This window comes from Roseateles sp. GW821-FHT09G03, from assembly GCF_059416045.1.
Genome location: NZ_JBWKOK010000002.1, coordinates 17,866 through 43,434, shown reverse-complemented (window position 1 = coordinate 43,434; position 25,569 = coordinate 17,866). Strand labels below are relative to the sequence as shown.

Here is a 25,569-nt window from a genome sequence, read left to right as displayed (position 1 = left end):
CCGCCGGTCTCGTCGCACGTGTGGCAATCGGCGGACCGGAGGTGATCCGGCCGGGCCATGCCCCAGGGGTCAGGACTTGCCGGCGTCGTGAGTCCGTGCAGAGGCGGATCCGGGTTCAGTCCTGGATTCAGCTTCTGGCGTCGGCCGGCGGCGAAGAGCGAACGACCGTCAGGTCGCCGCTCGCCAGCCAGTCTGCCATCGATTCGCGCGAGTGCTGGCGCAGTGCGCCCTCGAGGTCGGGGACGTCGTCCCGCGGCGGCACGCCGACGACGCCTTCCCAGCCGTTGCGGCCGCTGCGCTTGACGGCATACAGCGCCTCGTCGGCGAGCGCGATCGTCGCGGCCCAGTCCAGCGCGCGTGGAATGGCCGGCGCGAGCGGGAAGGCCGCGAAGCCCACCGAGCAGGTCACGTCCACGGTCCGGCCGTCGCCGAGGTCGAACGGCGCGCCGCTGACCTGCAGCCGTGCGCGTTCCGCGAGCTCCGCCGCATGGGCGCGCGAGGTGTCGCGCGCGACGATGAGGAACTCCTCGCCGCCCCAGCGCACCAGGTAGTCCGCCTCGCGGAACACGGCGGTCAGCCGCTCGCGCATCTGCTGCAGCACCGCGTCGCCGGCCGCGTGTCCGAGGCGGTCGTTCAGCGCCTTGAAGTGGTCGAGGTCGAGCAGGAAGAAGATCAGGTCGCCGTCTTCCGGCGGCGCCGCGCCGTCGTTGTGCGCCTGCTCGTGGCGACGCACCGCGAGCGCCACGTCCGCGTCGATGTGCTGCGTCAGGAAGCGGCGGTTGCGCAAGCCGGTGAGCGGATCGGACAGGCTGGATTCCTCCAGCGCCACCGTCTTCGCCTGCAGGTCGAGCGAGAGCCGCTCGAGCTCGGCCGTCCGCGCCCGCACCTTGATCTCCAGCGCCATCTGCGAACGCCGCAGGTACGAGGTCCGCAGGGCCACCAGCAGGTAGACCAGCGCGATCAAGGTGGCGCCGCCGAGCGTGCGCGCCCACCAGGTCTGCCACCAGTCCGGCATCACGCGCACGGGGATGTCGAGCTCCAGCGGGCTCCACACGCCGTTGCGGTTGGTGCCGCGCACGCGCAGCCGGTACTTGCCCGGATCGAGGTTGGTGTAGACCGCCACGCGCAGGTCGGCGCCGGTGCTGATCCATTCCGGATCGAAGCCTTCGAGCTGATACGCGTAGCGGTTGCGTTCGGGCTCGCTGAAGTCGAGCGCGGCGAACTCGACGCTGAAGCTGCGGTTGTCGGCGCCGATGGTCAGGCCGTCCTCGGGCAGCTTGCCGGCCGCCATACGCTGTCCATCCACGCGCAGCTCCGTCGTGACCAGCGCGGGCTGGTACGCCCAGGCCTCGAAGCGCTCGGGCGTCACCACCAGCACGCCCTTGCTGCCGCCGAACAGCAGCCGGCCGTCGCGCGTCTTCAGGTAGGCGCGGAACCAGCCCGTGCCGATGTCCACGCCGTCCGCGTTGGTCAGCTCGTAGTAGTTGTCCTTCACCGGGTCGTAGACGAAGTTCTGCGACCAGATGCGGCCCTCGCCGTCCTCGAGCAGGTTGGCGCCGAAGGAACGGCCGATGACGCCGTGCTTCTCGCTGATGCGGTCGAACTCGGCATCGCGGCCGTCCCAGCGGGTGAGCAGGTGCAGCCCCGCCGCGGTGTCGACCCACAGGCGCTGCTTCGAATCGACCAGCAGGCCGACGATCGAGTGGTGGCTCATGTCGCGGCCCGGCCGGGCGCGCGCGACGACCAGCTCCGTGCCGCCAGCAGGGAGGCGGTACAGGCCCTTCTCGGTGCCGACCCACAGGCCGCCGTCCTCCGTTTCGGACAGCGCGTTGACGTCCCCGGTGAGCGGCTGGCCGCCCTCCTGTCGCAGCCGGATCGGCGCGGCCGGAGCAGCCTGCGCGCCGTGTGCGCCTTGCACACCCTGTCCGCCCTGCGCGGGCTGGCCCGGCGGCAGGCGGTAGAGCCCATCCTGCGTGCCGATCCACAAGGTGCCGTCACGGCCGGCGAGCAGCCGCCGCGCGCGGCCCGTGCCGGCCTGGATGACGCGGAGCAGCTGACGTTCGCGCGTGTACTGGTGCAGGCCGCCGTCGCTGCCGAGCCAGATCGTCCCGTCCTTCATCTGGGCGAGGCTGGAGATGCGTCCGCCCGACAGCCCGCCGCGCTGACCCGGCGCGGGGCGCAAGGTGGCGATCGAGCGCAACTGCTCGTCGAGCACCGTCACGCCGCTTTCATTGCTGCCGAGCCAGATCTCGCCGCTGTCCAGCTGCACCATCGCGCGGGTGCTCGGATCGATCAGCTGCGCCTGCTTGCCCGGATCGCGGCCACGCACCCAGGTGCTGGTGTTCGACGGGTTGTGGCGCTGCAGGCCGCCGCCGTAGCCGCCGGTCCAGATCCAGCCGGCGCGATCGCGCATCAGCGCGCGGACCTCGTTGCCGCCGAGGCTGCCGCGGTTCAGCGGGTCGTGCTTCATGGTCCGCAGCAGCTCGCCGCTGGCCACCGAACGCAGCTCCAGCCCACCGTTGCGGCCGAGCCAGAGGTGGCGGTCGTCCAGCGCGACGAAGGTGTTGACCGAGCCGTTCACCGCCTCTTCGGCGCGTTCGAGCAGGCTGCCTTCGCCGGTCTTCGGATCGATGAGGGCGAGGTCGCCCTGTTGCGTGCCAGCCCACACGCGGCCGTCGGGCGCGACGAACAGGCTCAGCACGATCTTGTCGGCGAGGCCCGGCTTGCCCGGCGTCGAGAACACGGGCTCGAAGCGGTCCGATCCGGCGCGCTTGCGCGCCAGGCCCTTCCAGGTGCCGACCCAGAGCGAGCCTTCGCCGTCGACGGCCAGCGACTGGACGCGGTCGTCCGGCAGGCCGCCCTGCGCGCGGTCCGCTTGGCGGAAGTGTTGGAAGCGGCCTTCGACCGGGTCGTAGCGGTCCAGGCCGTGGCCGATCGTGCCGATCCAGAGCTGGCCGTCGCGGTCCTCGGCCAGCGCGCGGATGGTTCCGGCGGAGACCGCGCTGCGCGGCAGCTGCGGGTTGGCGTCGGAGCGGAACAGCGACAGCTTCTCGCTCTGCGGGTCGTAGGCGGCCAGGCCGTCGGCCTCGGTGCCTATCCACAGGCGGCCGTCGCGCGCCACCAGCAGCGCGCGGATGAAACCCAGGCTGCGCGCGGAACGCACGCCGTTCTCGATCGGGGCGCCGGGCTGGCGGAAGTTGTAGCCGTCGAAGCGCACCAGCCCCGCGCCGGTGCCGATCCACAGGAAGCCGGTGCGGTCCTGCGCGATCGCCGAGATGATGTTCAGCGGGACCGGGGCGTCGATGCCGACGGTCTCGAAGCGCGGTTCGGCGAGCAGGGACACCTCGGGCGGCGCCGGCCGATCGGAACGGTCGGCACGCGCTTCATCCGGGAACGCCGCGACCGCGCCCGGCGCGATCGCCATGGCCGAAGCCAGGACCAGCACGACGGCGGCGCACAGACTCGGGAGCAGGGGAAAGGCACGTCGTCGCAGCATCGCGCGGGATGCTAGCTGCCCTCCCGCCCGATCTGCGGCACCGGCGCGACAACCCGGCCCCGTCAATGAGGGGCTTGGCGGGCGGTCTGCGGATAAACCCCGAGCCTTCGGGACAGCCTGCGGGAGGCCAGGCGCGGGCACTCCACGATGCAGGGGGCATCGCGTCCGCGAACCCCCCGCATCATTCCGGCCCCACTGGCACTCGCTGCCCGCGGAGCAGGACCGGCTTACTTCGTCATTTCGCCAGCGGCAGCGTGATGGCGTCGATGCGCGCCAGGATGTCCGGGGTCAGCTTTGGCGTGACGGCCAGCGCGCCCAGGTTGTCCTGCAGCTGCGAGAGCTTGCTCGCGCCCAGGATCACCGTCGACACGCGCGGGTTGCGGTTGATCCAGGCGATGGCCAGTTGCGCCAGCGTGCAGCCCAGTTCATCGGCGATCTTGCCGAGTTCGGCGACCGCCGCGTTGCGCTGCGGTTCCTGCAGCTGCTCGCGCAGCCAGGACATGCTCTCCAGCGCGCCGCGGCTGCCCTCGGGGATGCCGTTGCGGTACTTGCCGGTCAGCAGGCCGGACGCCAGCGGGCTCCAGGTGGTCAGTCCCAGGCCGATGTCCTCGTAGAGGCGGGCATAGTCCTTCTCCACGCGCTGGCGGTGGAACAGGTGGTACTGCGGCTGCTCCATCACCGGCTTGTGCAGGTGGTGGCGCTCGGCGATCTCCCAGGCGGCGCGGATCTCGTCGGCGCTCCACTCGCTGGTGCCCCAGTAGTGCGCCTTGCCCTGCGTGATCATGTCGCTCATCGCCCGCACGGTCTCCTCGATCGGCGTGTGCGGATCGGGACGGTGGCAGTAGACGAGGTCGATCTCGTCCAGCCCGAAGCGCTTGAGCGAGCCGTCGATCGCCTGCATCAGGTACTTGCGGTTGAGCGTGTCCTTGTAGTTGATCGTGGTGCCCGACTTGTCGATGCCCCAGTAGAACTTCGTCGACACGACGTAGGTGTGGCGGCCCCATCCCAGCTGCTTGAAGACCTGGCCCATGATCTCCTCGCTCTTGCCGAGCGCGTAGGCCTCGGCGTTGTCGAAGAAGTTGATGCCGGCGTCGCGGGCCGCGGCCATCAGCTCGACGGCCGAGCCCGTGTCGACCTGGTTGTGATACGTCACCCAGGAGCCCAGGGACAGTTCGGACACCTGCAGGCCGCTGCGGCCGAGTCGACGGTATTGCATGCTTCTCTCCTTGGTTGTCTCTCTCAGAGGCGCGCAAGCGTAGCGGAGCGCGGCGCGGCTGTCAGACGGCATGTCGAATGCCCCGCCGCCGTGGGGTTGCCTCTGACGTCAAGCTGCCGCCGCCCTGTCGTCGTGATGTCACCGTGAAGCCGAACACTGTGCCGCGCACATGCGACTGCACGTGCTTCATCCTCATTTCGCAAGCCCACCGCTCGCCCGACCATGACCAAGAAGCCCCTGCTGAACCTGCTCAAGAACGACGAGCCCGTCTCGTCCTCCGAGACCATCGACCACACGCGGCGCCATCTGGTGCGTGGCGCGCTGGCGGCCGGCGCCTTGGCCGGACTGCCGCTGGCCGGCTGCGGCAGCGACGACGGCGATGCGCCGCAGGTCGCGGTCGTCTTCAGCCACGGCGTCGCCAGCGGCGATCCGCTCAGCGACCGCGTGATCCTGTGGACCCGCGTGCTGGCGCAGGACGCCGCCGATGTGCGCGACGTGCCGGTGAGCTGGGAGGTCGCGAGCGATGCCGCCTTCGCTTCCATCGTCGCCAGCGGCACGGCGACCGCGCGCGCGTCGGGCGATTTCTGCGTGAAGGTCGACGCGACCGGGCTGCAGTCCGGCGTGCGCTACTGGTACCGCTTCAAGGCCTACGCGGCGACCTCGACCGTCGGTCGCGCGAAGACCTTGCCGGCGGCCAACGTGGCGCAGGTGCGGCTGGCGGTGTTCTCGTGCTCGAACTACCCGACCGGCTACTTCAACGTCTACGCCGAGGCGGCCAAGCGCGCCGAGCCCGACAGCTACGACGTCGCCGTCCACCTGGGCGACTACATCTACGAGTACGGCCCCGGCCAGTACGCGAGCGGGAGCGCGCAAGCCCTGGGCCGCGTGGTCGAGCCGCAGAAGGAGATCGTCGCGCTGGCCGACTACCGCCGCCGCTATGCGCAGTACCGCGCCGACGCCGATCTGCAGAAGCTGCACGCCGCGCTGCCGATGATCGCCGTCTGGGACGACCACGAGGTCGCGAACGATGCCTGGAAGAACGGCGCCGAGAACCACCAGCCGGCCACCGAAGGCGACTACGCCACGCGCCGCGCCGCCGCCGTGCAGGCCTGGCATGAATGGCTGCCGGTGCGCGACGGCAGCGACCCGCTGACCACCTACCGCAGCTTCAACTTCGGCGCGCTGATGTCGCTGCACATGCTGGACACGCGGGTCCTCGCGCGCGACGAGCAGCTCGACTACGCCGACTACATCACCCAGACCGGCCTGGACAGCGCGAAGTTCCAGGCCGACATGGCCCGCACCGACCGCACGCTGATGGGCGCGACGCAGAGCCAGTGGCTGCAGACGCAGATGCAGGCGTCGACGGCGACCTGGCAGGTGCTGGGCCAGCAGGTACTGATGGGCCGGATGAATATCCCGGCGCCTATCCTGTTCGAGGCCAACGCGCCCGGCACGGGCGTCTCGGTGTCGCAGTACGCGGCGATCGTCGCCAAGGCGCAGAGCAACCCGGCCAGCCTGTCGCCGCAGGAGCAGGCCGTGCTCGCCGCGCCGAGCATTCCGTACAACCTCGATGCGTGGGACGGCTACCCGGTCGCGCGCGAGACGCTGCTGGGCACCGCGCGCCAACTGGACAAGAACCTGGTCGTGCTGGCCGGCGACACGCACAACGCCTGGGCGAACGACCTGCTCGACGCCTCGAACCGCCAGATCGGCGTCGAGTTCGCGACCTCGTCGGTGACCTCGCCGGGCTTCGAGGAGTACCTGCCCAAGGAGAACCCGCAACAGCTCGCCGGCGCGCTGACGCAGCTGATCGGGCCGCTGGTCTACGCGGACACCTCGCGCCGCGGCTACATGACCGTGACCGCGACGGCGGGCGAGTGCCGCTGCGACTGGATCTTCGTCAGCACGATCCTGAGCCGCGAGTACACCGCGACGGTGGCGCAGTCGCTGCGCACGCTGCCCGGCGCGAGTGGGCGCAAGCTGGTCGCGGTCTGAGCGCGCACCAGCGCGCTTGAACGCCACCGGGGGGCCCTTGAGCACAGCCCCACGGCCTGCGCGCCGTGGGCGCTGTCCGAGCCGCGCGGGGGGAGGGCGGCGATATAGTGATCCGCAACCGGTTGCCCGACGCGACCGGAGCCGTTTCACGGGTCGATGCCATGCCCCAGCCTTCAGACTCCGCCGCTCATGACGGCCCCGCCCCCGCGGTCGCCGATGCCTTCGATGCCTCGTTCGACGGCAACGCGCCGCCGCTGCGCCTCGCGGTGATCGGCGCGGGTCCGGCGGGCCTCGCGCTGGCGCTGCTCGCCGCGCGCTACCTGCCTCAGGCGCAGGTCAGCCTCTTCGACGCCCGGCCCTTGGAGCGCGACGTCTCCGGCGATCCGCGCACCATCGCGCTGTCGCTCGGCAGCGTGCAGCTGCTGCAGCGCCTGCGCGTGTGGCCCGCGGCGCAGGCGCAGGCGATCCGCGAGGTCCACGTGAGCCAGGCGCCGCCGACGCTCTCCAGTCCCTGGTTCGGCCCCTCGGGCGAGCCGGAGGTCCACCTCTCCGCCGCCGAGCAGTCGGTGCCGCAACTCGGTGCCGTGCTGGCCTACGGGCAACTCGTGGCCCCGTTGCAGGCCGCCTGGCAGCAGGCCAGCGCGCTGGAGCCGAAGCGCCTGATCAGCCGCTTCGGCCAGGCAGTGGACGGCATCAAGCAGGACCGTCCCGACGAGGTCGAGATCGACGCCGGCATCGCCGAGCGCTTCGATCTGGCGGTGGTCGCGGAAGGCGGCGTGTTCTCCGACCAGGCCCGCAAGGCACTGGCGCACGACTACAGGCAGAACGCGTGGGTGGGCACGGTGACGCTGTCGCCGGACAGCCCGGCGGGCGTGGCCTACGAGCGCTTCACGCGACGCGGCCCGCTGGCGCTGCTGCCGCTGCCGGACCGCGAGGGCCAACGCCGCGCCGCGCTGATCTGGTGCCAGCCGCAGGACGAGGACGAGGTGACCGGCCTGACCGACGCGCAGCGGCTGAGGGTGATCCAGCAGCAGCTGCCCGACCGCGTTGGGCGCCTGCAGGGCATCGGTCCGCTGAAGTGTTTCCCGCTGGGCCTGAACGCCGAGCGCACGCTGGTCGAGGGGCGCCGCATCCGCATCGGCAACGCGGCGCAGACGCTGCATCCGGTGGCGGGCCAGGGCCTGAACCTGGGACTGCGGGACGCCTTCGCACTGGTCGAGGCGCTGCGGCGCGATCCGCGCATCGACATGGCGCTGCGGCGCGTCGAGTGGCAGCGCGCGCCGGACCGCTGGGCGACGATCCTCACCACCGATTTCCTGGCGCGCACCTTCGCCTGGCGCTGGCCGGGGCTGCCGGCGGCGCGGGGCCTGGGCCTCGCCGCGTTGCAGGCCTTGCCGCCGCTCAAGCGGGCGCTGGCGGGGCAGATGATGTTCGGCCGCCGCTGAGCGCCGACACCGCGCTGTTCCGTCGAGCCTTCCCGCCGAACGTTCCCTTGAGCCGTCATCGATCGCGACCCCTTCCATGAGCAGTCCCCCGGGCGCGGCGAGCTCCGCCGGCGCCGCTCCCCTCCACGACTACGCGGAACCCGGCACCACCGCCTACCGCCGCATCGCGTTCGCGCTGTTCCTGGCGGGTTTCACGACCTTCTCGCTGCTCTACAGCGTGCAGCCGTTGCTGCCGCTGTTCGCGGCGGAATTCCACGTCGGCGCGGCGGCCAGCGCCTTGTCGCTGTCGCTGGCGACGGGGGCGTTGGCTTTCGCGATCCTGTGCGCGGGCGCGCTGTCCGAGAGCATGGACCGCCGGCGGCTGATGTTCGCCTCGATGGCGATGGCCGCGGTGCTGAACCTGATCGCGTCGGTGGTGCCGAGCTGGCATGCGATGCTGGTCGCGCGGGCGATCGAGGGCCTGGTCCTCGGCGGCGTGCCGGCGGTGGCGATGGCCTACCTCGCCGAAGAGATCCATCCGAAGGGCCTGGGTCGCGCGATGGGTCAGTACGTCGGCGGGACGGCCTTCGGCGGGATGATGGGCCGGGTCGGCGTGAGCATGCTGAGCGATGCTTTCGGCTGGCGGCCGGCGCTCTTCGTCGTCAGCGTGCTGGGGCTGGCGGCGGCGATCGGTTTCTGGTTCCTGCTGCCACCCTCGAAGCACTTCGTGCGCCGCACCGGCGTGAAGCTCTCGGAGCACGTCGCCGCGTGGCGCGGGCACCTGACGCATCCGATGCTGCCGCTGCTGTTCGCGATGGGCTTCCTGATGATGGGCATGTTCGTCGCGGTCTACAACTACGCCGGTTTCCGGCTGATGCGCGCGCCGTTCTCGCTCAGCCAGAGCGCGATCGGATTGATCTTCTGCGCCTACCTGTTCGGCATCGCCGCATCGGCGACGGCGGGCGGCCTGTCCGACCGCTTCGGCCGCGCGCCGGCGCTGTTGTCGGGCATCGGGCTGGCGATCACCGGCGTGCTGCTGACGCTCACGACTTGGCTCCCGGCGGTGATCGTGGGCATCGTGCTGCTGACGATCGGGTTCTTCGTCGCGCACTCGGTGAGCAGCGCCTGGGTCGGCGCGCTCGGTGGCCGCAGCAAGGGGCATGCGGCGTCGCTGTACCTGCTCGCGTACTACATCGGCTCCAGCACGCTCGGCGCGATGGGTGGATGGTTCTGGGATCACAGCGGATGGGGCGCGCTGGTGGGGTATGCGCTGGCGGTGCTGGCGGTCGCCGCGCTCGCCGCCAGCAGCTTGCGTCGCCGGGCGAAGCAAGCTGCCGTGTGATGCGCCGCCTGACGCGCCTTCGGACGCGCGGTCAGACGAGTGGTTCAGCCGAACGTGCCCGCGCCCGCGCCGGCGCCCGTCTGGAATTCAGCCGCCGCGCCGGACTCGTTGTGGTCCCGGATCGCGTCCCAGGCCAGGTCCAGCAGTTTCCCGCCGCCCCAGCCCCGGATGAAACCGATGAAGCAGACCGGGCCGATGATGCCGCCGCTGACCTGATCCATCAGGCTCAGGTCCAGTTCCTGGATGTCATTCATTTTGCTGCTCACTTCCTTCAAGAGGATCAAGAACGGCCCGCGGGGCGAATCCCTGCAGACCGGACGGCGTGAGTAGCGACGGCGCAATGGGGCGGCATGACACCTCCGATGGGCGTGGCACGACTCGCAGCGAGTGCGGTCGGCAACTTCAGGTCATTTCGCGCCGCGCGCGAATCCGAAGAATGCGGTCTCTCATGATTCCTGAGAGGCCCCATGCAGAACGACGCTGTCCTTGCCCGATCCACGCCGACGATCCCCCAGTTCCCGGAAGAAGAGCTCCACTTTTCGCAGCCCGCGGACGCGCGCCCGGCTGCGCCTTTTCGCGATGAGTTCCTCGATCCCGAGCCCGGGCTCTCCCCGATGCGGGCGGGTCGATGCGCCTTCATCCAGGCGCTGGCCCGTCCGCTCGATGGCGCGTTCCTGAGCGAATTCCTCGTCGACTTCACCTGGGCGTCGTCGTTGCTGGAGGGGAGCAGCTATTCGGTCCTCGACACGGCCACCTTGATCGAGTGCGGAGAGCGCAACCCGTCCAAGCCCATGGACGAGGCCGTGCTCGCGCTCAACCATCAGCGGGCCGCGGCGCATCTCTGGTCGGACCGTGAGTGGAGCGTCGACAACCTCTGCCGGATGCATGCGCTGCTGACCGACGATCACGGCCTGGCGGAGGTCTGCGACTCCGATCACTTCCTGCCGGTCGAGCAGCGCGGCAGGCCGCGGGAGTTCCAGGACATCCGTCTGCGGCAGTCGGCCTACCTTCCGCCCTTCCGGCCGGGAACGGGTCATGCGACCTCGCTGCTCGGGCAGGTGATGGCCGTCGCCCGCACCTTGCATCCCGTGCAGGCGGCCTTCTACCTGCTGACCCGCGTGGCCTACATCCAGTCCTTCGCCAACGGCAACAAGCGGACCGCCCGCATCGCCGCCAACCTGCCCTTGCTGGAGTCGGGTCTGCTGCCGCTGTCCTATGTCGATGTCGACAAGGCCGAGTACCTCCGCGGCATGGTGGCCTTCTACGAGCTCGGCAGCGCCCGCGTCCTTGAGCGGACGTTCATCCGCGCCTATGCGAAGTCGGTCGTGCGGGCGAGTCAGGTGCCCGCCGCCATGCGCGCCGACGGCTTCAATGCCGACGAGGTCAGCGAGCATCTGGCGGAGTACATCACCACCGGTCGACGCCCCGCCGATCCGCACGCCGTGGTCTTCCTCGCGTGATCCTTCCGACCCGTCGGACGCCCCGGAAAACGCTGTCCGGATGCACCTCGTTGGTGATCCCTGTCGACACGTCCACCTACCTGACACGACGCTGAACACTCCGATCGGGGTTTTCGATTACGTAGTCGCATGCGTGCAATTCGACACGCTTGATGCACCATGTGCCGAGAAGGCTGACGCCCAACGACGGGCCGTTTGTTGTCTGACGGCTTCCTCGTTGGCGGGTTGGCATTCCGACCCCTCATGCACAAAGACCATTCGGAGACAAACATGAAGTTCAGCGCGCGTTGGATCACCGCTACCGCACTGGCCGCCGCCAGCTTCGCCGCCACCGCGGCCGACCCGATCAAGATCGGCGTCTCGGGCCCGTTCACCGGCGGTTCGTCGTCGATGGGCGTCAGCATGCGCGACGGTGTGCGATTGGCAGCCCAGGAAATCAACAAGAACGGCGGGGTCTTGGGTCGCCAGATCCAGCTCATCGAACGCGACGACGAAGCCAAGAACGAACGCGGCGTGCAGATCGCCCAGGAGCTGATCAATCGTGAGAAGGTGACCGCCACTGTCGGCTTCATCAACACCGGCGTCGCTCTGGCCGCCCAGCGCTTCTACCAGGACGCCAAGATCCCGGTGATGAACAACGTGGCCACCGGCTCCGTCATCACCCAGCAGTTCAAGGACGCGCCGGACAACTACGTGTTCCGCAACGCCGCCCACGACAGCATCCAGGCGCCGATGATCGTCGAGGAAGCCGTCACCCGCCGCGGCTTCAAGAAGGTCGCCATCCTCGCCGACTCGACCAACTACGGCCAGCTCGGCCGCGCCGACCTGGAGAAGGCGCTGGAGCTCAAGGGCATCAAGCCGGTCGCCGTCGAGAAGTTCAACATCAAGGACGTCGACATGACGGCCCAGCTGCTGAAGGCCAAGGAAGCCGGCGCCGAAGCCATCCTGACCTACGGCATCGGCCCCGAGCTCGCGCAGATCGCCAACGGCATGACCAAGCTCGGCTGGAAGGTGCCGATGGTCGGCAGCTGGACGCTGTCGATGGCCAACTACATCGACAACGCTGGCCCCGGCGGCGAAGGCGCGCGCATGCCGCAGACCTTCATCCAGGAACCGACGACGCCCAAGCGCCAGTCCTTCATCGTCAACTACCTGAAGACGTTCAACCCGAAGAACAGCCGCATCGACTCGCCGGTGTCGGCCGCGCAGGGCTACGACTCGATCTACCTGCTGGCCGCCGCGATCAAGCAGGCCGGCGGCACCGACGGTCCCAAGGTCAAGGCAGCCCTGGAAGACCTGAAGGCGCCGGTGGAAGGCGTCGTGACGACCTACAACAAGCCGTTCACGAAGACCGACCACGAGGCCATCACCGCCAACATCCCGGTGTTCGGCGAAGTGAAGGGCCAGCGCGTGGTCTACGCCTACGAGGCCGACTTCAAGGCGGCCTCCGAGGTCAAGGTCAAGGACGTGAACGCCAAGGGCGCGCTGACCCAGAAGAAGTGACCCCCTGAAACGGCCGCCTCGCGCGGCCGTTTTTCCGGGAGCCGTCCGCGCGACGGCTCCTCCGACTTCCCAGCAGTTCCGGACTCCGTATGCAGATCCTGACCCAACTGGTGTTCAGCGGCATCGCGCTCGGCATGATCTACGCGGTCATCGCCTTCGGCTACCAGCTGACCTTCTCGACTTCCGACACCCTCAACTTCGGCCAGGGCGATGCGCTGATGCTCGGCGCGCTGGTCGGGCTGACCCTCGTCGGCCACGGCGTCAACTACTGGCTCATGATCCCGATCGTGTGCCTGTTCGGCGCGGTGCAGGGCGCCTTCGTCGAACGCATCGGCGTGCGGCCCGCCATCAAGATCAAGTCGGAGTTCGGCTGGATCATGTCCACCATCGCGCTGGGCATCATCTTCAAGAACGTGGCCGAGAACGTGTGGGGCCGCGACGACCTGAAGTTCCCCTCGCCGCTGCCGGAGGCGCCCATCCAGTTCCTCGGCGCCAACGTGCTGCCGATGGAGATCCTGGTCGTCGGCGGCGCGCTGGCGATGATGCTGGCGGTGGAGCTCTTCAACCGGCGCTCGATCTACGGCCGCGCCGTCGTCGCGACCTTCAACGACCGCGACGCCGCCAAGCTGATGGGCATCAACACGGGGCTGGTGATCACCTTCTCGTACGCGCTGTCGTCGCTGACGGCGGCCTTCGCCGGCGTGCTGATCGCGCCGCTGACGCTGACCGGCGCCACGATGGGCGCGGTACTCGGCCTGAAGGCCTTCGCCGTGGCCATCATCGGCGGGCTGACCTCGGGCATGGGCATCATCGTCGGCGGGATCATCCTCGGCATCGCCGAGACGACCACCGGCTTCTACCTGTCCACCGGCTACAAGGACGTGCCGGGCCTCGTGCTGCTGCTGATCGTGCTGGCGTTCAAGCCGGCCGGCCTGTTCGGCAAGACCGCGATCAAGAAGGTCTGAGCGTTCATGAGCACCAAGATCAATCCGAAGAAATTCATCGCGGGCGCGATCGCGCTCGTCGCGCTGCTCGCGTTCCCGCTGGTGTCCGGCAACCCGTACTACATCCATCTGGTCGAGACGATCCTGATCTACGCGATCGTCCTGTTCGGGCTCGACATCGTCGTGGGCTACACCGGGCAGGTGTCGCTCGGCCATGCGGGCCTGTTCGGCGTCGGCGCCTACACGGCCGGCGTGCTGGTCATGAAGTTCGGCCTGCCGATCTACCTGACGCTGCCGGCGGCGATCGCCGTGACGGCGGGCTTCGGCGCGCTGCTCGCGCTGCCGGCGCTGCGGGTGACCGGGCCCTACCTGGCGATGGTGACGCTGGCCTTCGGCACCATCATCCAGATCCTCATCAACGAGATGGACTTCCTGACGCACGGGCCGATGGGCATCACGCTCACCAAGCCCCAGCTGATGGGCCACACGATGACGGAGGACGAGTACTACTGGCTGGTCGTGGTGATGCTGATCGCGTCGCTGGTGTTCGTGCACCGCGTGCTGCGCTCGCACCTCGGGCGCGCGTTCGAGGCGCTGCGCGGCAGCCCGGTGGCGTCGGACTGCATGGGCGTCTCGGTGTACCGCTACAAGGTCTACGCGTTCGTGATCAGCGCGGGCCTGGCCGGCCTGGCCGGCGCGCTGTACGCCTACTCCGAGCAGTACATCTCGCCCAACACCTACAACTTCGAGCTGACGGTCTTCTTCCTGCTGGCCATCATCATGGGCGGCCGCAAGACCCGCACCGGCGCGCTGCTGGGCGCGGCGATCGTCGTGGTGCTGCCCAAGCTGCTCGACGACCTGGAGCTGTTCCGCTACGTGTCGGTGATCTTCGCGATCGTCGTGACCGCGGTCACCGTGGTGGCGTACCGCCGGGGCAAGGTCGACCTGAAGCAGGCGGCGATCCCGGTGGTCGGCAGCATCGCGCTGGCGGGGCTGTCCTTCGTGCTGCAGTCGATGACGGACTGGCGCCTGTCGATCTTCGGGCTGATCACGCTGTTCGTCGTGTACTACCTGCAGGACGGCATCGTCGGTTTCGTGCGCAACGCGCTGCACATCAAGGCCAAGCCGGTGGGCGAGGGCGGTCCGGTGGCGGAGAAGCCCTCGGATGCGATTTCCCAGGCCACAGGCGCCGACGCGGGCGACGAGATCCTCATCGACGCACGCGGCGTGCTGATGCAGTTCGGCGGCCTGAAAGCCCTGAACAACGTGGACCTGCAGGTGCGGCGCGGCACCATCCACGGCCTGATCGGGCCGAACGGCTCGGGCAAGAGCACGATGATGAACGTGCTGACCGGCATCTACGTGCCGACGGCGGGCGACCTGAAATTCGTCGACCGCTCGCTGGTCGGGCGGACCTCGGCGGACATCGCGCTGTCGGGCATCGCGCGGACCTTCCAGAACGTGCAGCTGTTCGGCGAGATGAGCGCGCTGCACAACGTGATGGTGGCGCTGCATCACAGCTTCGGCAGCAACCTGGTGCAGGTGGCGCTGCACTCGCCGCGCTACACGGAGGAAGACGCGAAGGCCCGCGCGCGGGCGCTGAGCCTGCTCGAGTTCGTCGGCCTGGCGGACCTCGCGCTCGAGGAGGCCCGCAACCTGCCTTACGGCAAGCAGCGGCTGCTGGAGATCGCCCGGGCGCTGGCGCTGGATCCGCGCCTGCTGCTGCTGGACGAGCCGGCGGCGGGGCTGACCGCGCCGGACATCAAGGAGCTGATGCGCATCATCGGCAAGATCCGCGACCACGGCATCACGGTGATCCTGATCGAGCACCACATGGACGTGGTGATGGGCATCTGCGACGTGGTGTCGGTGCTGGACTTCGGCCAGAAGATCGCCGAGGGCAAGCCGGCGCAGGTGCAGGCCGATCCCAAGGTCATCGAGGCTTACCTCGGCGGCCAGACGGCATGAGCGGGAAGCAGAACGGGAAGCGGAACGGACTGACATGCTGAAGATCGATCAACTGCATGCCGGCTACGGCAAGGTCGAGGTGCTGCACGGCATCTCGGTGGAAGTGCCCAAGGGCAAGGTGGTGACGCTGATCGGCTCGAACGGGGCCGGCAAGACGACGACGATGCGCGCGGTGTCGGGGATGATCGCGCCGAGCTCGGGGCAGATCACGCTCAACGGCAAGCGCATCGACGGGCTGGAGTCGTATCACATCGCCCGGCTGGGACTGGCGCATTCGCCGGAAGGACGCCGCGTCTTCGCGACGATGAGCGTCACCGACAACCTGCGCCTGGGCGCGTTCCCGCGCTACACGGGCGCGCGGCCCAAGGGCGATGTGGAGGCCGACCTCGAGAAGGCGATGGAGCTGTTCCCGCGCCTGAAGGAGCGGCGTCAGCAGCTCGCGGGCACGCTGTCCGGCGGCGAGCAGCAGATGCTCGCGATGGCGCGGGCGACGATGCTGAATCCGGAGGTCGTGCTGCTGGACGAGCCCTCGATGGGACTGGCGCCCATCCTGGTGGACGAAGTGTTCCGCATCATCGCGCGCCTGAAGTCGGAGGGCGTGACGATGCTGCTGGTGGAGCAGTTCGCCGCGGCGGCGCTGGCGGTGGCGGACTACGGCTACGTGCTGGAGAACGGCCGCATCTCGCTGCACGGACCGGCGGAGAAGCTGCGCACGGATCCGGCGGTGAAGGCGGCGTATCTGGGCGGGGGGCACTGAGCCGGGCACTGAGCGGCCCTGCTCACATCGATCGGGCATTGCGCCTGCATCGACAAGTCGGAATCGTCATCGCATCGACCGCGAATGCACAGGTGTCAGCCGCGACGCGCTTGCATAGAGTGACTGCATCGCCCAACCGGGCTTCAAGCAGTCGAGGTGAATGCATGACGACCGATTCCCATCGCGAGCCGGACCGCCCGCCCGTTGAAGCGTGGCAGGCGCAAGGCCTCTATCCGTTCCCGCGCGATCCGGCGACCTCCGTCGAGCTGCTGGAACGACAGCTGTTCGACCAGGTCGCCTGGCATCTGTCGCGCTTCCATCCCGTGTTCCGCACACTGGCGCCGGAGGCGATCGCACTCCAGTTCCGAGTCTTGAGGCAGGCGGTCGAGTGCGGGCCGGAAGAGCTTCAACTCCTGCTGACCGAGGTGCTCAACCTGCCTGCCGAGGAACGGCAGATGATGGCGGAGCTCCTCAAGGACGTGTCCTTGTCGTCGGTGATCCGGGAGTCGCATGTGGTCACGCAGAGGCTTCAGCTGCTCGATGGCCTGGAGACGCTCCTGTTCGACAAGCAACTCCAGCCGCATGTGAAGGAACGCGGCGAATTGCATCCCATCGTCGCGCGCAACCCGTGGCTCTTCGGCGACGAATTCGCGCTCTCCGTCGACAGCCGGTCGCTCACGGAGGTGTTGCGCAAGCACCAGAAGCTGCTGGGAAGCGAGGTCCAGATCGACCAGCCGCTCGACGGTCCGAAAGACAGGCTGGCCATCATCGACCTCATGTTCTCCCGCGCGACGAGGCGTCACCAGCCGTCGACGCTGGAGCATCTGGTGGTGGAACTCAAGGCGCCGCGGGTCAAGATCTCCGAGGACGAGATCGATCAGATCAACCGCTACGCCAAGCGTGTGTCCCGCGATGAGCGCTTCCGCGGCGTCGAGGTCAAATGGTCGTTCTGGCTGGTGGGCCGGGAGCTCGCCAAGGGCGCGCTCGATCACGCGGAACTGGAGCGGCAGGTGCATCTTCCGTACAACTTCTCGGTCCGGGTGACGACGTGGGCCGAGGTCATCGACGAGAACCGGGCACGACTGCAGTTCCTGCAGGAAACCTTGGACTACAAGGCCAGCCGGCAGGCAGGACTGAAGCACCTGCAGCGCCGTTATCCCGACTGTCTGGGCGAAGTGGTCCAGCGCGCGCGTGAGCCGCAGGCCAGCTATGCGCGCGCCGGATGATCCGCGGCGAAGGGGCGGCATCGCCGCCACCTTCGTTCACGGCATCAGACGAACATCCCGCCCGACGCCTCCACGCGCTGCGCGGTGATCCAGCCGTTGTCATCCGACAGCAGCGAGGCGACGACCGGGCCGATGTCGTCCGGCAGGCCGGCGCGGCCAAGCGCCGTCACCGAGGCGATGAAGCCGTTCACCTCCTTGTTGTCGCGCACCGCGCCGCCGCCGAAGTCGGTCTCGATCGCGCCGGGCGCCAGCGTGTTCACGCGGATGCCGCGTGCGCCGAACTCCTTGGCCATGTAGCGGGTCATCACCTCGATGCCGCCCTTCATCACGGCGTACGCGCCGTAGCCGGGAATCGTGAAGCGTGCCAGGCCGCTCGACACGTTCAGCACGCTGCCGCCGTCGTTGATCAGCGGCAGCAGCGCCTGCGTCAGGAAGAACGGGCCCTTCAGATGCACGCGCATGAGGTCGTCGAACTGGGCTTCGGTCGTGTCGGCGATCGGCGTATGGACGCCCATGCCGGCGTTGTTGACCAGGTGGTCGAAGCGCTCGACCTGCCAGTGCTGCTTCAGCGTCTGCTTCAGCGCCTCGGCGAAGGCGGGGAAGGCGCCGCTGTCGTCGACGTCCAGCTGCAGCGCCGCCGCGCGGCCGCCGAGCGCGCGGATCTCGTCGACCACGGCCTGTGCCTCGCCCTGCTGGCTGCGGTAGGTCACGATGCTGTCGATGCCGCGGCGCGCCAGGTGCACCGCCGCGTTGCGGCCCAGGCCGCGGCTGCCGCCGGTGATCAGCGCGATCTTGGTGGTGGATGAAGTCGTCATGGTGAGCTCCTGTGGGGGCGTGTTGATCGGATGCAGGAACTTTATTGATCGACGAATGGCGTATAAATCGCCTAAAACTGATTTGACCGTTCGTCCAAGGTGAACAAATGAGTGACGTCCCCGTCCTGTCCTCACCGACCTCCGCGCCCCTTCCAGCGTCCGGCCAGGCGTCCGTCACGGCGCCGGGCATGGCGCCGGTCGCCATGCCCGGCGCAGGACCGACCTCGCCGCCGCCGTCGATCGACACGCTCCAGGTGTTCGTCCGCGTCGCGGAGCTCGCCAGCTTCACGCAGGCGGCGCAGAGCCTCGGCCTGCCGAAGGCGAGCGCGTCCACGGCTGTCCAGCGGCTGGAGGCCAGCCTGGGCACCCGGCTGTTCCACCGCACGACGCGGCGCGTGCAGCTGACACAGGACGGCCAGGCCTGCTACGAGCGCTGCAAGGACCTGCTCGCCGATCTCGACGACATGCAGACCATGTTCCAGCCGGCGGCCAGCGGATTGCGCGGCCGGCTGCGGGTCGACATGCCGATGCGGGTCGCGCATGACATCGTCGTGCCGCGGCTGCCGGAGTTCCTCGCGGCGCATCCGGGGCTGGAGCTCGAGCTCAGCAGCACGGACCGGCGCGTGGACCTCGTGCGCGAGGGCTTCGACTGCGTGTTGCGGGTCGGCCCGCTCAGCGATTCGAGCCTGGTCGCGCGGCCGCTCGGCGGATTCGAGATGGCCAACCTGGCCAGCGCCGACTACCTCGCGGCGTTCGGGGTGCCGCAGACGCTGGAGGATCTCGCGCGTCATCGGCTCATCCAGTACGCCACGACGCTGGGCCAGCGCTGCCCGGGTTTCGAGTGGTGCGACGCGTCCGGCGCGACGCGCTTCGAGCCGATGACGGGGGCGCTGACCGTGAGCGACTCGGGTTCCTACACCGCAGCCTGCCTCGCCGGCCTGGGCATCACGCAGGTGCCGCGTCACGGGTTCGAGGCCGAGGTGCTGGATGGTCGTCTGATCGAGGTGCTCCCGCAGTTCCGGCCCGCGCCGATGCCGGTCCATCTGCTCTATGCGCACCGCCGGCAACTGCCTCGGCGCGTCCAGGCGTTCATGCAATGGCTGGCCGACCTGATGGCTCCGCGCCTGTTGCCGCTATCCTCTGCTTCTCCGGCCCCGACCGCCTGATCCGCTGATCCCCTTGCGTTCCGACCCTCTCCTGGACCCGCACGCCGCCCTCTCCCGGCAGGCGCACGCCGCGCTGCAGGCCGGCGACGCCGTCGCCGCGCAGGCGCCCGGCGAAGAGTGGCTGCTGCTCGCGCTGGAGGAGGGCGACGAGGCGCAGCGCGCGCAGGCGCTGCTGCACCTGGCGCGCTGCGACCGCGTGCTGCACCGGCCCGGCGAAGCGCGCGCGCGGAGCGAGCTGGCGGCGCGCCTGTTCCGGCAGCAGGGCGATGCGGTCGGCGAGGCCGGCGCGTTGTCGGTGCTCGCGCACAGCGCGTCGACCGCCGGTCACCACGAGGAAGCCATCGAGGCGGCGCTGCTCGGCCTGCGGCTGGCGCAATCGCGCGGCGACGGCGCGGCGCTGGTGGTGGCGCTGCAGGATCTTGGCGCCTGCCACGTGTGGGCGCGCAACTTCGACAAGGCCGCCGAGGTGCTGAGACAAGCCGCCGACGCCGCCAACGCGTGCAAGCCGCGGCTCAGTCCGCTCATCGCCTGCCTGTGGCTGGCGCTGGGGTCACTCCTTGCCTATGCCGGCGAGCGCGAGCAGCGCGGCCAGCTGCCGCCGCTGGGGCCGCTCGAAGGGCACCTGATCAACGCGCGGCATCTGCTGTCCGAAGGCGATGCCGAGACGCACTGCTGGTGGACGCTGATGCAGACGATGGCGCAGATCTGGAAGGGCGCGACGGCCTACGCGCAACCCGAGTTGCAGCAGACGCTGGCGCAGTTGCCGGAGCAGGAGCGTCACTGGCTCGTCGCGCTGGCGGGCTGGGTGCAGGCGGAGCTCGCCTGGGCGCGTCGCCTGTGGCCGCAGGCGCGGCGCGCGGCGGCGCAGACGGTGACGGCGGCGGACGCCGTGCAGCACGAGCCGCTGGCGCAGCTCGGCGAGCTGATCGCGAGCCAGATCGAGGAACAGCAAGGGCAGCCGCAGCGTGCGCTGCAGCGGATGCGCGCGCTGCGCGAGCGCGAGGCGCGCGTGCGCATCGCCAGCCTCGCGAGCCGCGAGGCGACGGTGCAATGGCAGCTCGACGCGCGCCGCAGCGAGCGCGACCGCGCGCAGCTCGCGGACGAGGCGTTGCGGTTGGAGAAGCTGTCGATGGAGGATCCGCTGACGGAGCTGGCGAATCGCCGCAGCTTCGAGGATCACGCGCGGGCGCAACTCGCGGGCGGCGGCGTGGTGAGCCTGGCGCTGATCGATGTCGACCATTTCAAGCAGGTCAACGACCGGCACTCGCACCTGGTCGGCGACCAGGTGCTGAGCCAGATCGCGCGACTGATGCGACAGCACGTGCGGGAGCACGACGTCGCCGCGCGCCTGGCCGGCGACGAGTTCGTGCTGCTGCTGCGCGGCGCGACGGAAGAGATCGCGCAGCAGGCCTGCCTCCGGCTCGACGAGGCGGTGCGCAAGCACGACTGGTCGACGGTGTCCGAGGGTCTGCAGGTGAGCATCAGCATCGGCGCCGCGCAGCGCCAGGAGGGCGACACGCTGGAGACGCTGATGGCGCGCAGCGACGCCGCGATGTACGCCGCCAAGCGCGAGCGCAAGAGCGCCGCGATGGCGGGCACGTGGCTCACCGATGAGAGCGAGGGCGAGGGCGATTCGCCGGATTGATCGTGCGCGCCGACGGCGCGTGTTTCGATCAGATACGCAAGAACCTGCGTGGCGGTTTCGCCGAAAAAACGCCTTGGGTGAAAGTCGACCCCTCTGACCCGAGCCAAGAATGAACGCCTCTTCCGCAACTTGCCGTTAGGAGGCTTCATGACTCTGCTGATGGGCGCTTCGGCCCACAACAAGCCGCCGCTCCCCCCAACCACTTCTCCCATCCTGGATCGAGTGTCGAATGCCTTCGATGTGATCCCGGGGCCGTACTCCATCACGGCCCGACGTCAGCTCGAGGCCATCAACCGCCTGATCCGCCTTCGAGAAGAGGGGCGCTTCACGCCTCCGCCGGCCGGGGCGGGCAAGGGGCATATGCGATACGACGCCCCTGAGCGAATGCTTGAGATCTACTCGAAGCATCGTCAACTCTTGGAAGAGCCGCGAGGAGGCGGCGACGTCGTGGCGTGGACTCGGGAGACTCGCGATGAAGACCGTTGTCGTTGACTCGAATGTGGCGCTCGGATGGCTGGCGCTGCGCAAGGACAGCGAGTCGCTTCATCGCTATGCGGGGCGTCTGGCTGAAGCTTCGGCGTTGAAGGAGGCCCGCCTCATCGCGCCCTATGTCTTCACCGCCGAGTGCGCGTACACCCTGCTGAAGCGTGGACGCGCACAAAGCTGGCCGGAGGAGGAGCTCCAGATGTACGCGGAGCTTCTCGACTTCTATCCGATTGCGATGGACGAGGATGTCATGCCGCTTCCGGAGCAGGTGGAGTTCGCCTTGCAGCACAACGTGCAGGGCTTCGACGCGCTGTACTTGGCGCTCGCGATCGACAAGAACGCAGCGCTCGCCACGGCGGACAAGGGGCTGCGGGCCGCTGCGGAACTCGCCGGTGTTGAAGTGTTCTGACCGGCAGGGGCCTCAGTGCCCCTGCTCCCTCGCCCGCTTGAGCAGCAGCTCCCTTTCGCGCTCATTGCCGGTCATCGCGGCGGCGCGTTCGAATTCCTCTTTCGCCTCTGCGTTCCGGCCGAGCTTGGACAGCAGGTCCGCGCGCACGCTGGGCAGCCAGTGGTACTGCTTCAGCGCGGGCTCCTCCATCAGGCGGTCGACGATCTCCAGACCGACTGCGGGGCCGAAGGCCATCGACAAGGCCACGGCGCGATTGAGTTCCACCACCGGCGACGGCTGCCGCACCGCGAGCGCTTCGTAGAGCGCGGCGATGCGCGGCCACTCGGTGTCTTCGGCGCGGCGTGCCCGCGCGTGGCAGGCAGCGATCGCCGCCTGCAGCGCGTACGGTCCCAGGCCTTGCCCGTCGTTCAACTCGGCGGCCAGACGGTCGTCCGCTTCCAGTGCCGTCAGGCCGCGCTCGATAGCCGCTGCATCCCACGCCGAGCGGTCCTGCTCCAGCAGCAGCACCGGCTGTCCCTGCGCATCGACGCGCGCCGCGGCGCGTGAGGACTGCAGTTCCATCAGCGCCAGCAGACCCAGCACCTCGCCCTCTTGCGGCGCGAGCTTCACCAGCATGCGCGTCAGCCGCAACGCCTCATCGCACAGGTCCTGCCGGATCCAGCGCTCGCCGCTGGTGGCCGCGTAGCCCTCGTTGAAGATCAGGTAGAGCACTTCCAATACGGCGGACAGCCGCTCGGTCAGCGCCTCGCCGCGTGGCAGCTCGAACGGCACGTTCGCCTCGCCCAGCGTGCGCTTCGCGCGGACCAGCCGCTGCGCCACCGTCGGCTCCGTCTGCAGGTAGGCGCGAGCGATCTCGCCGGTCGTCAGGCCGGCCACCATCTTCAAGGTCAGCGCCACGCGCGCTTCCAGGCTCAGCACCGGGTGGCATGCGCAGAACATCAGCCGCAGCACGTCGTCGCCGATCTCGCGCGCCGCGCGGTCGTCGTCCAGGCTCTCGACGAAGTCCGGCACGATCATCGCCTCGCGCGCGTCGAGCTCATGGCCGAGCTGCTCCAGCTTGTCGCCGCTCAGCTTCACGTGGCGCAGCCGGTCCAGCGCGCGGTGCTTGGCCGTGGTCATCAGCCAGGCGGCGGGCTTGTCCGGCAGTCCCTGTCTCGGCCAGGTCTCCAGCGCGGCGACGAGCGCGTCCTGCGCCAGCTCCTCCGCCAGCGGGACGTCGCGCGTCAGCCGCGATAGGGCACCGATGATCTTGGCGGACTCCTGCCGCCAGACGGTCGTGATCGCGCGATGGGTCTCGTCGGTCATGCGCGCGATCGTACGGCCTCAGGCCGCCCCCTGCCGCATGACATGCCGCCGCGGAGGTCGCGGCGGCGGCCGCGCGGTCGCGCGCGGCCTGGTCCGGTCTCAGGCCCCGGGGAACTGCGTGATGTCCATGTACATCAGCTCCCAGATGTGCCCGTCCGGATCCGCATACGCCTGCGAGTACATGAAGCCCATGTCCTGCGGCGCGCGCGGCACGGTGCCGCCGGCGGCCAGGGCCTTGGCGATCAGCTCGTCGACCTGCGCTTTGCTCTCGCAGGACAGGCAGGTCAGCACCTCGGTGGTCGCATGCGCGTCCGAGATCTTGCGCGGCGTGAAGGTCTGGAAGAACTCCTCCACCAGCAGCATCGCGTAGATGTCGTCCGAGATGACCATCGACAAGGCCTGCTCGTTGGAGAACTGCGGGTTGAACTCGTAGCCCATCGAGCCGTAGAAGCGCTTGCTGCGCTCCACGTCCTTGACGGGCAGGTTCACGAAGATTTGCTTGTGGCGCATGGCGGAACTCCTGAATGGGTGTGAGGTCGCGGGGCCCGTGCTGGCGGATCGGTGGTCGCATCGTGCCCTCCTGATGGCGGCGCTCCGCTTCCGGAGCGTCCACACTGGCACGACGACGCAGCCCCGCCGGTTTCGACAGGACGCGACGCGATCACGCAAAAAATCTTCAGGAAGCCTTGGACTCCGCGTAGCACGGGACCATCGAGCGGACCTCCACCGTGCACCACTCCGCCGCCGGGCATTCGCGGGCGATCGCCAGCGCCTCCTCGCGCGTCTTCACGTTCAGCCAGAAGAAGCCGCCGACCATCTCCTTGGCCTCGGCGAAGGGGCCGTCGACCGTCGTCATGCGGCCGTCGCGCTTGGCGACGCGGGTCGATCCGTTGACCGACTGCAACGACTGCGCCGCGTGCAGCAGGCCCTTCGCCTGGAGCTGGTCGGCGTAGGCGGTCATGCGGTCGTAGGCCTCGCGGCCTTCCTCCGGCGTGCGCGCCTCGCGCTGGCCGACAGGTTCGTTGATCAGCAGGATGTAGCTCATGCGGGTCTCCGTGTGGTCGGGCTATTGGACACCACACGTCCCCGTCACTGTCAAAGGTCAGGGCAAGTTCGGACCACGAAGACCGGCGGCCGGCCAGCCGTCCACGCCCCCCGCCGTCGATCCGCCCGGCGCGCTGTCGATCCGTCGTTTCCCCGGGAGGGACGGCCTCGACGCCTCCCTACACTGCGCCGCATGACTCCCGCCCCGTCCCGTCCCGTCTGGCGCGATGCCCGCCGACTGCGCGCCTCCTGGCACGCCTGGCTGAGCAACGACGTTCAGCCCAGCGGCCCCGGCTGGCTGCAGTGGGTGTGGACCGTGCTGTTCTCCTGCGCGCTGGCGGTCGGCTTCACGGTCCTGGGCTTCGTGCTGAACGCGCGCACTGCCCGCTGGACCGATCCCGCGATCTGGGCATGGTGGTACTGGAAGAACGTCATCGTCTGCCTGACCATCGGCCTGCTCATCCAGACGCTGTTCACGATCCTCGTGCCGCTCTTCGGCGGGCGCGCCCGCATCCGCGCCTGGGCGGACTGGCGGCGCACGGTGTTCTTCTCCGGCGTGCCCCTGCTGGGCGTGCTGCTCGGCTGGGTGCCGGGCATGTGGCTGGCAGGCTTGGCGAACTGGGTCCGGCTGGACTGGTCCCAGGGCGGGAAGATCATCGGCATCACTTCCGCGCTCTCGTTGTGCATCACTTTCGCGCTGCACCACTGGTTCGCGGCCAAGAACCGCCAGCTCACCGCCGAGCGCCGCGCCACCGAGGCGCAACTGCGGCTGCTGCAGGGCCAGATCGAGCCGCACTTCCTCTTCAACACGCTGGCCAACGTCCACTCGCTGATCGACTACGACGCGCCCAAGGCCAAGGAGATGCTGGGCGCCTTCACCGCCTACCTGCGGGCGTCGCTGGGCGGCCTGCGGCGCGAGACGGGGCCGCTGGACGACGAGCTGTCCCTCGCCACCGCCTACCTGACCGTGCTGCAGACACGGATGGAAGACCGCCTGCGCTTCGAGATCCACGCCACGCCCGAGGCCCGCGTCGTGCCGCTGCCGCCGATGCTGCTGCAGCCGCTGGTGGAGAACGCGGTCCATCACGGCCTCGAGCCCAAGATCGACGGCGGCACCGTGCGCGTCGACGCCGCACTGGAAGGCGGCTTCCTGGTGATCGAGGTGCGCGATGACGGCGTCGGTCCCGGCGCCTCCCGCCGCACCGGCAACGGCATCGCGCTGGACAACCTGCGCGAGCGCCTGATGACGCATTACGGCGACCGCGCGTCGCTGACCCTCGTTCCCGCCGAGCCTGGCTGCCGCGTCACGCTGCGCCTGCCTCTGGAGGCCTGAACGCCTGAGCGCCTGCTCCCCGGATTCCTCCC

21 protein-coding genes are annotated in these 25,569 nt (G+C 69.2%); 14 read left to right on the top strand and 7 right to left on the bottom strand.

All coding sequences use genetic code 11. The annotated features are described in order from the left end of the window. Positions 1-127: 127 nt before the first annotated feature. Together AC07OZ_RS07415 and AC07OZ_RS07410 are read right to left on the bottom strand one after the other, a co-directional pair. The gene (locus tag AC07OZ_RS07415; RefSeq protein ID WP_495466531.1) at positions 128-3,496 is read right to left on the bottom strand and encodes a ligand-binding sensor domain-containing protein; all 3,369 of its coding nucleotides are present in this window, start codon (positions 3,494-3,496) and stop codon (positions 128-130) included. Positions 3,497-3,731: 235 nt separating this feature from the next. Then, positions 3,732-4,712, bottom strand: coding sequence for a potassium channel beta subunit family protein (locus tag AC07OZ_RS07410; protein WP_495466530.1), 981 nt, complete (start codon positions 4,710-4,712; stop codon positions 3,732-3,734). Positions 4,713-4,934: 222 nt separating this feature from the next. On the opposite strand from AC07OZ_RS07410, the gene AC07OZ_RS07405 reads away from it, so the two are divergent. The 3 genes from AC07OZ_RS07405 (at position 4,935) to AC07OZ_RS07395 (ending at position 9,476) form a co-directional block, all read left to right on the top strand. Then, complete coding sequence (locus AC07OZ_RS07405) at positions 4,935-6,710, top strand: alkaline phosphatase D family protein (protein ID WP_495466529.1); 1,776 nt, start codon at positions 4,935-4,937, stop codon at positions 6,708-6,710. Positions 6,711-6,871: 161 nt separating this feature from the next. Continuing rightward, positions 6,872-8,155 (top strand): FAD-dependent monooxygenase, encoded by a 1,284-nt coding sequence (locus AC07OZ_RS07400; RefSeq protein ID WP_495466528.1) that lies wholly within the window; start codon positions 6,872-6,874, stop codon positions 8,153-8,155. Between the two features lie 76 nt (positions 8,156-8,231). Further along, on the top strand, positions 8,232-9,476 hold the full coding sequence (locus tag AC07OZ_RS07395) for an MFS transporter (protein WP_495466527.1): 1,245 nt from the start codon (positions 8,232-8,234) through the stop codon (positions 9,474-9,476). A 44-nt stretch (positions 9,477-9,520) separates the two neighbouring features. Here AC07OZ_RS07395 and AC07OZ_RS07390 read toward each other — a convergent pair whose 3' ends face one another. After that, positions 9,521-9,730 (bottom strand): hypothetical protein, encoded by a 210-nt coding sequence (locus AC07OZ_RS07390; RefSeq protein WP_495466526.1) that lies wholly within the window; start codon positions 9,728-9,730, stop codon positions 9,521-9,523. Positions 9,731-9,943: 213 nt separating this feature from the next. On the opposite strand from AC07OZ_RS07390, the gene AC07OZ_RS07385 reads away from it, so the two are divergent. The 6 genes from AC07OZ_RS07385 to AC07OZ_RS07360 all read left to right on the top strand — a co-directional run bounded on the left by AC07OZ_RS07385 (position 9,944) and on the right by AC07OZ_RS07360 (position 17,334). Further along, a complete protein-coding gene (locus AC07OZ_RS07385) occupies positions 9,944-10,936 on the top strand; it encodes a Fic family protein (protein WP_495466525.1) in 993 nt (330 codons plus the stop codon). Positions 10,937-11,206: 270 nt separating this feature from the next. After that, positions 11,207-12,439: an ABC transporter substrate-binding protein gene (locus AC07OZ_RS07380; protein ID WP_495466524.1), complete on the top strand. Its 1,233-nt coding sequence runs from the start codon at positions 11,207-11,209 to the stop codon at positions 12,437-12,439. A gap of 89 nt (positions 12,440-12,528) precedes the next feature. Continuing rightward, positions 12,529-13,404, top strand: a complete 876-nt coding sequence (locus AC07OZ_RS07375; protein ID WP_495466523.1) for a branched-chain amino acid ABC transporter permease — start codon at positions 12,529-12,531, stop codon at positions 13,402-13,404. Positions 13,405-13,410: 6 nt separating this feature from the next. Beyond that, positions 13,411-15,351, top strand: coding sequence for a branched-chain amino acid ABC transporter ATP-binding protein/permease (locus AC07OZ_RS07370; RefSeq protein ID WP_495466522.1), 1,941 nt, complete (start codon positions 13,411-13,413; stop codon positions 15,349-15,351). Positions 15,352-15,385: 34 nt separating this feature from the next. Further along, positions 15,386-16,108, top strand: coding sequence for an ABC transporter ATP-binding protein (locus AC07OZ_RS07365; protein ID WP_495046846.1), 723 nt, complete (start codon positions 15,386-15,388; stop codon positions 16,106-16,108). A gap of 164 nt (positions 16,109-16,272) precedes the next feature. Further along, positions 16,273-17,334 carry a histidine kinase gene (locus AC07OZ_RS07360; protein WP_495466521.1) on the top strand — a complete coding sequence of 354 codons (1,062 nt, stop codon included), beginning with the start codon at positions 16,273-16,275 and terminating at the stop codon, positions 17,332-17,334. A gap of 44 nt (positions 17,335-17,378) precedes the next feature. Here AC07OZ_RS07360 and AC07OZ_RS07355 read toward each other — a convergent pair whose 3' ends face one another. Beyond that, positions 17,379-18,149 (bottom strand): SDR family NAD(P)-dependent oxidoreductase, encoded by a 771-nt coding sequence (locus tag AC07OZ_RS07355; protein ID WP_495466520.1) that lies wholly within the window; start codon positions 18,147-18,149, stop codon positions 17,379-17,381. A 203-nt stretch (positions 18,150-18,352) separates the two neighbouring features. Between AC07OZ_RS07355 and AC07OZ_RS07350 the strand changes: the two genes are divergently transcribed. The 4 genes from AC07OZ_RS07350 (at position 18,353) to AC07OZ_RS07335 (ending at position 21,855) form a co-directional block, all read left to right on the top strand. Further along, complete coding sequence (locus AC07OZ_RS07350) at positions 18,353-19,315, top strand: LysR family transcriptional regulator (protein ID WP_495467349.1); 963 nt, start codon at positions 18,353-18,355, stop codon at positions 19,313-19,315. A gap of 13 nt (positions 19,316-19,328) precedes the next feature. Beyond that, entirely contained in the window at positions 19,329-20,960 is a 1,632-nt protein-coding gene (locus tag AC07OZ_RS07345; RefSeq protein WP_495466519.1) for a diguanylate cyclase, read from the top strand. Between the two features lie 147 nt (positions 20,961-21,107). Then, the gene (locus tag AC07OZ_RS07340) at positions 21,108-21,452 is read left to right on the top strand and encodes a hypothetical protein (protein ID WP_495466518.1); all 345 of its coding nucleotides are present in this window, start codon (positions 21,108-21,110) and stop codon (positions 21,450-21,452) included. Further along, the gene (locus tag AC07OZ_RS07335; RefSeq protein WP_495466517.1) at positions 21,433-21,855 is read left to right on the top strand and encodes a type II toxin-antitoxin system VapC family toxin; all 423 of its coding nucleotides are present in this window, start codon (positions 21,433-21,435) and stop codon (positions 21,853-21,855) included. Before AC07OZ_RS07340 ends, AC07OZ_RS07335 begins: the two co-directional genes overlap by 20 nt. A 12-nt stretch (positions 21,856-21,867) precedes the next feature. On the opposite strand, the gene AC07OZ_RS07330 is transcribed toward AC07OZ_RS07335, so the two are convergent. From AC07OZ_RS07330 to AC07OZ_RS07320, 3 genes are all read right to left on the bottom strand, one after another. After that, the gene (locus AC07OZ_RS07330) at positions 21,868-23,160 is read right to left on the bottom strand and encodes an RNA polymerase sigma factor (RefSeq protein ID WP_495466516.1); all 1,293 of its coding nucleotides are present in this window, start codon (positions 23,158-23,160) and stop codon (positions 21,868-21,870) included. Positions 23,161-23,259: 99 nt separating this feature from the next. Continuing rightward, on the bottom strand, positions 23,260-23,670 hold the full coding sequence (locus AC07OZ_RS07325) for a VOC family protein (protein ID WP_495466515.1): 411 nt from the start codon (positions 23,668-23,670) through the stop codon (positions 23,260-23,262). Positions 23,671-23,836: 166 nt separating this feature from the next. Next, positions 23,837-24,205 (bottom strand): YciI family protein, encoded by a 369-nt coding sequence (locus AC07OZ_RS07320; RefSeq protein ID WP_495466514.1) that lies wholly within the window; start codon positions 24,203-24,205, stop codon positions 23,837-23,839. A 192-nt stretch (positions 24,206-24,397) separates the two neighbouring features. On the opposite strand from AC07OZ_RS07320, the gene AC07OZ_RS07315 reads away from it, so the two are divergent. Further along, positions 24,398-25,537 (top strand): sensor histidine kinase, encoded by a 1,140-nt coding sequence (locus AC07OZ_RS07315; RefSeq protein WP_495466513.1) that lies wholly within the window; start codon positions 24,398-24,400, stop codon positions 25,535-25,537. Positions 25,538-25,569: the final 32 nt, after the last annotated feature.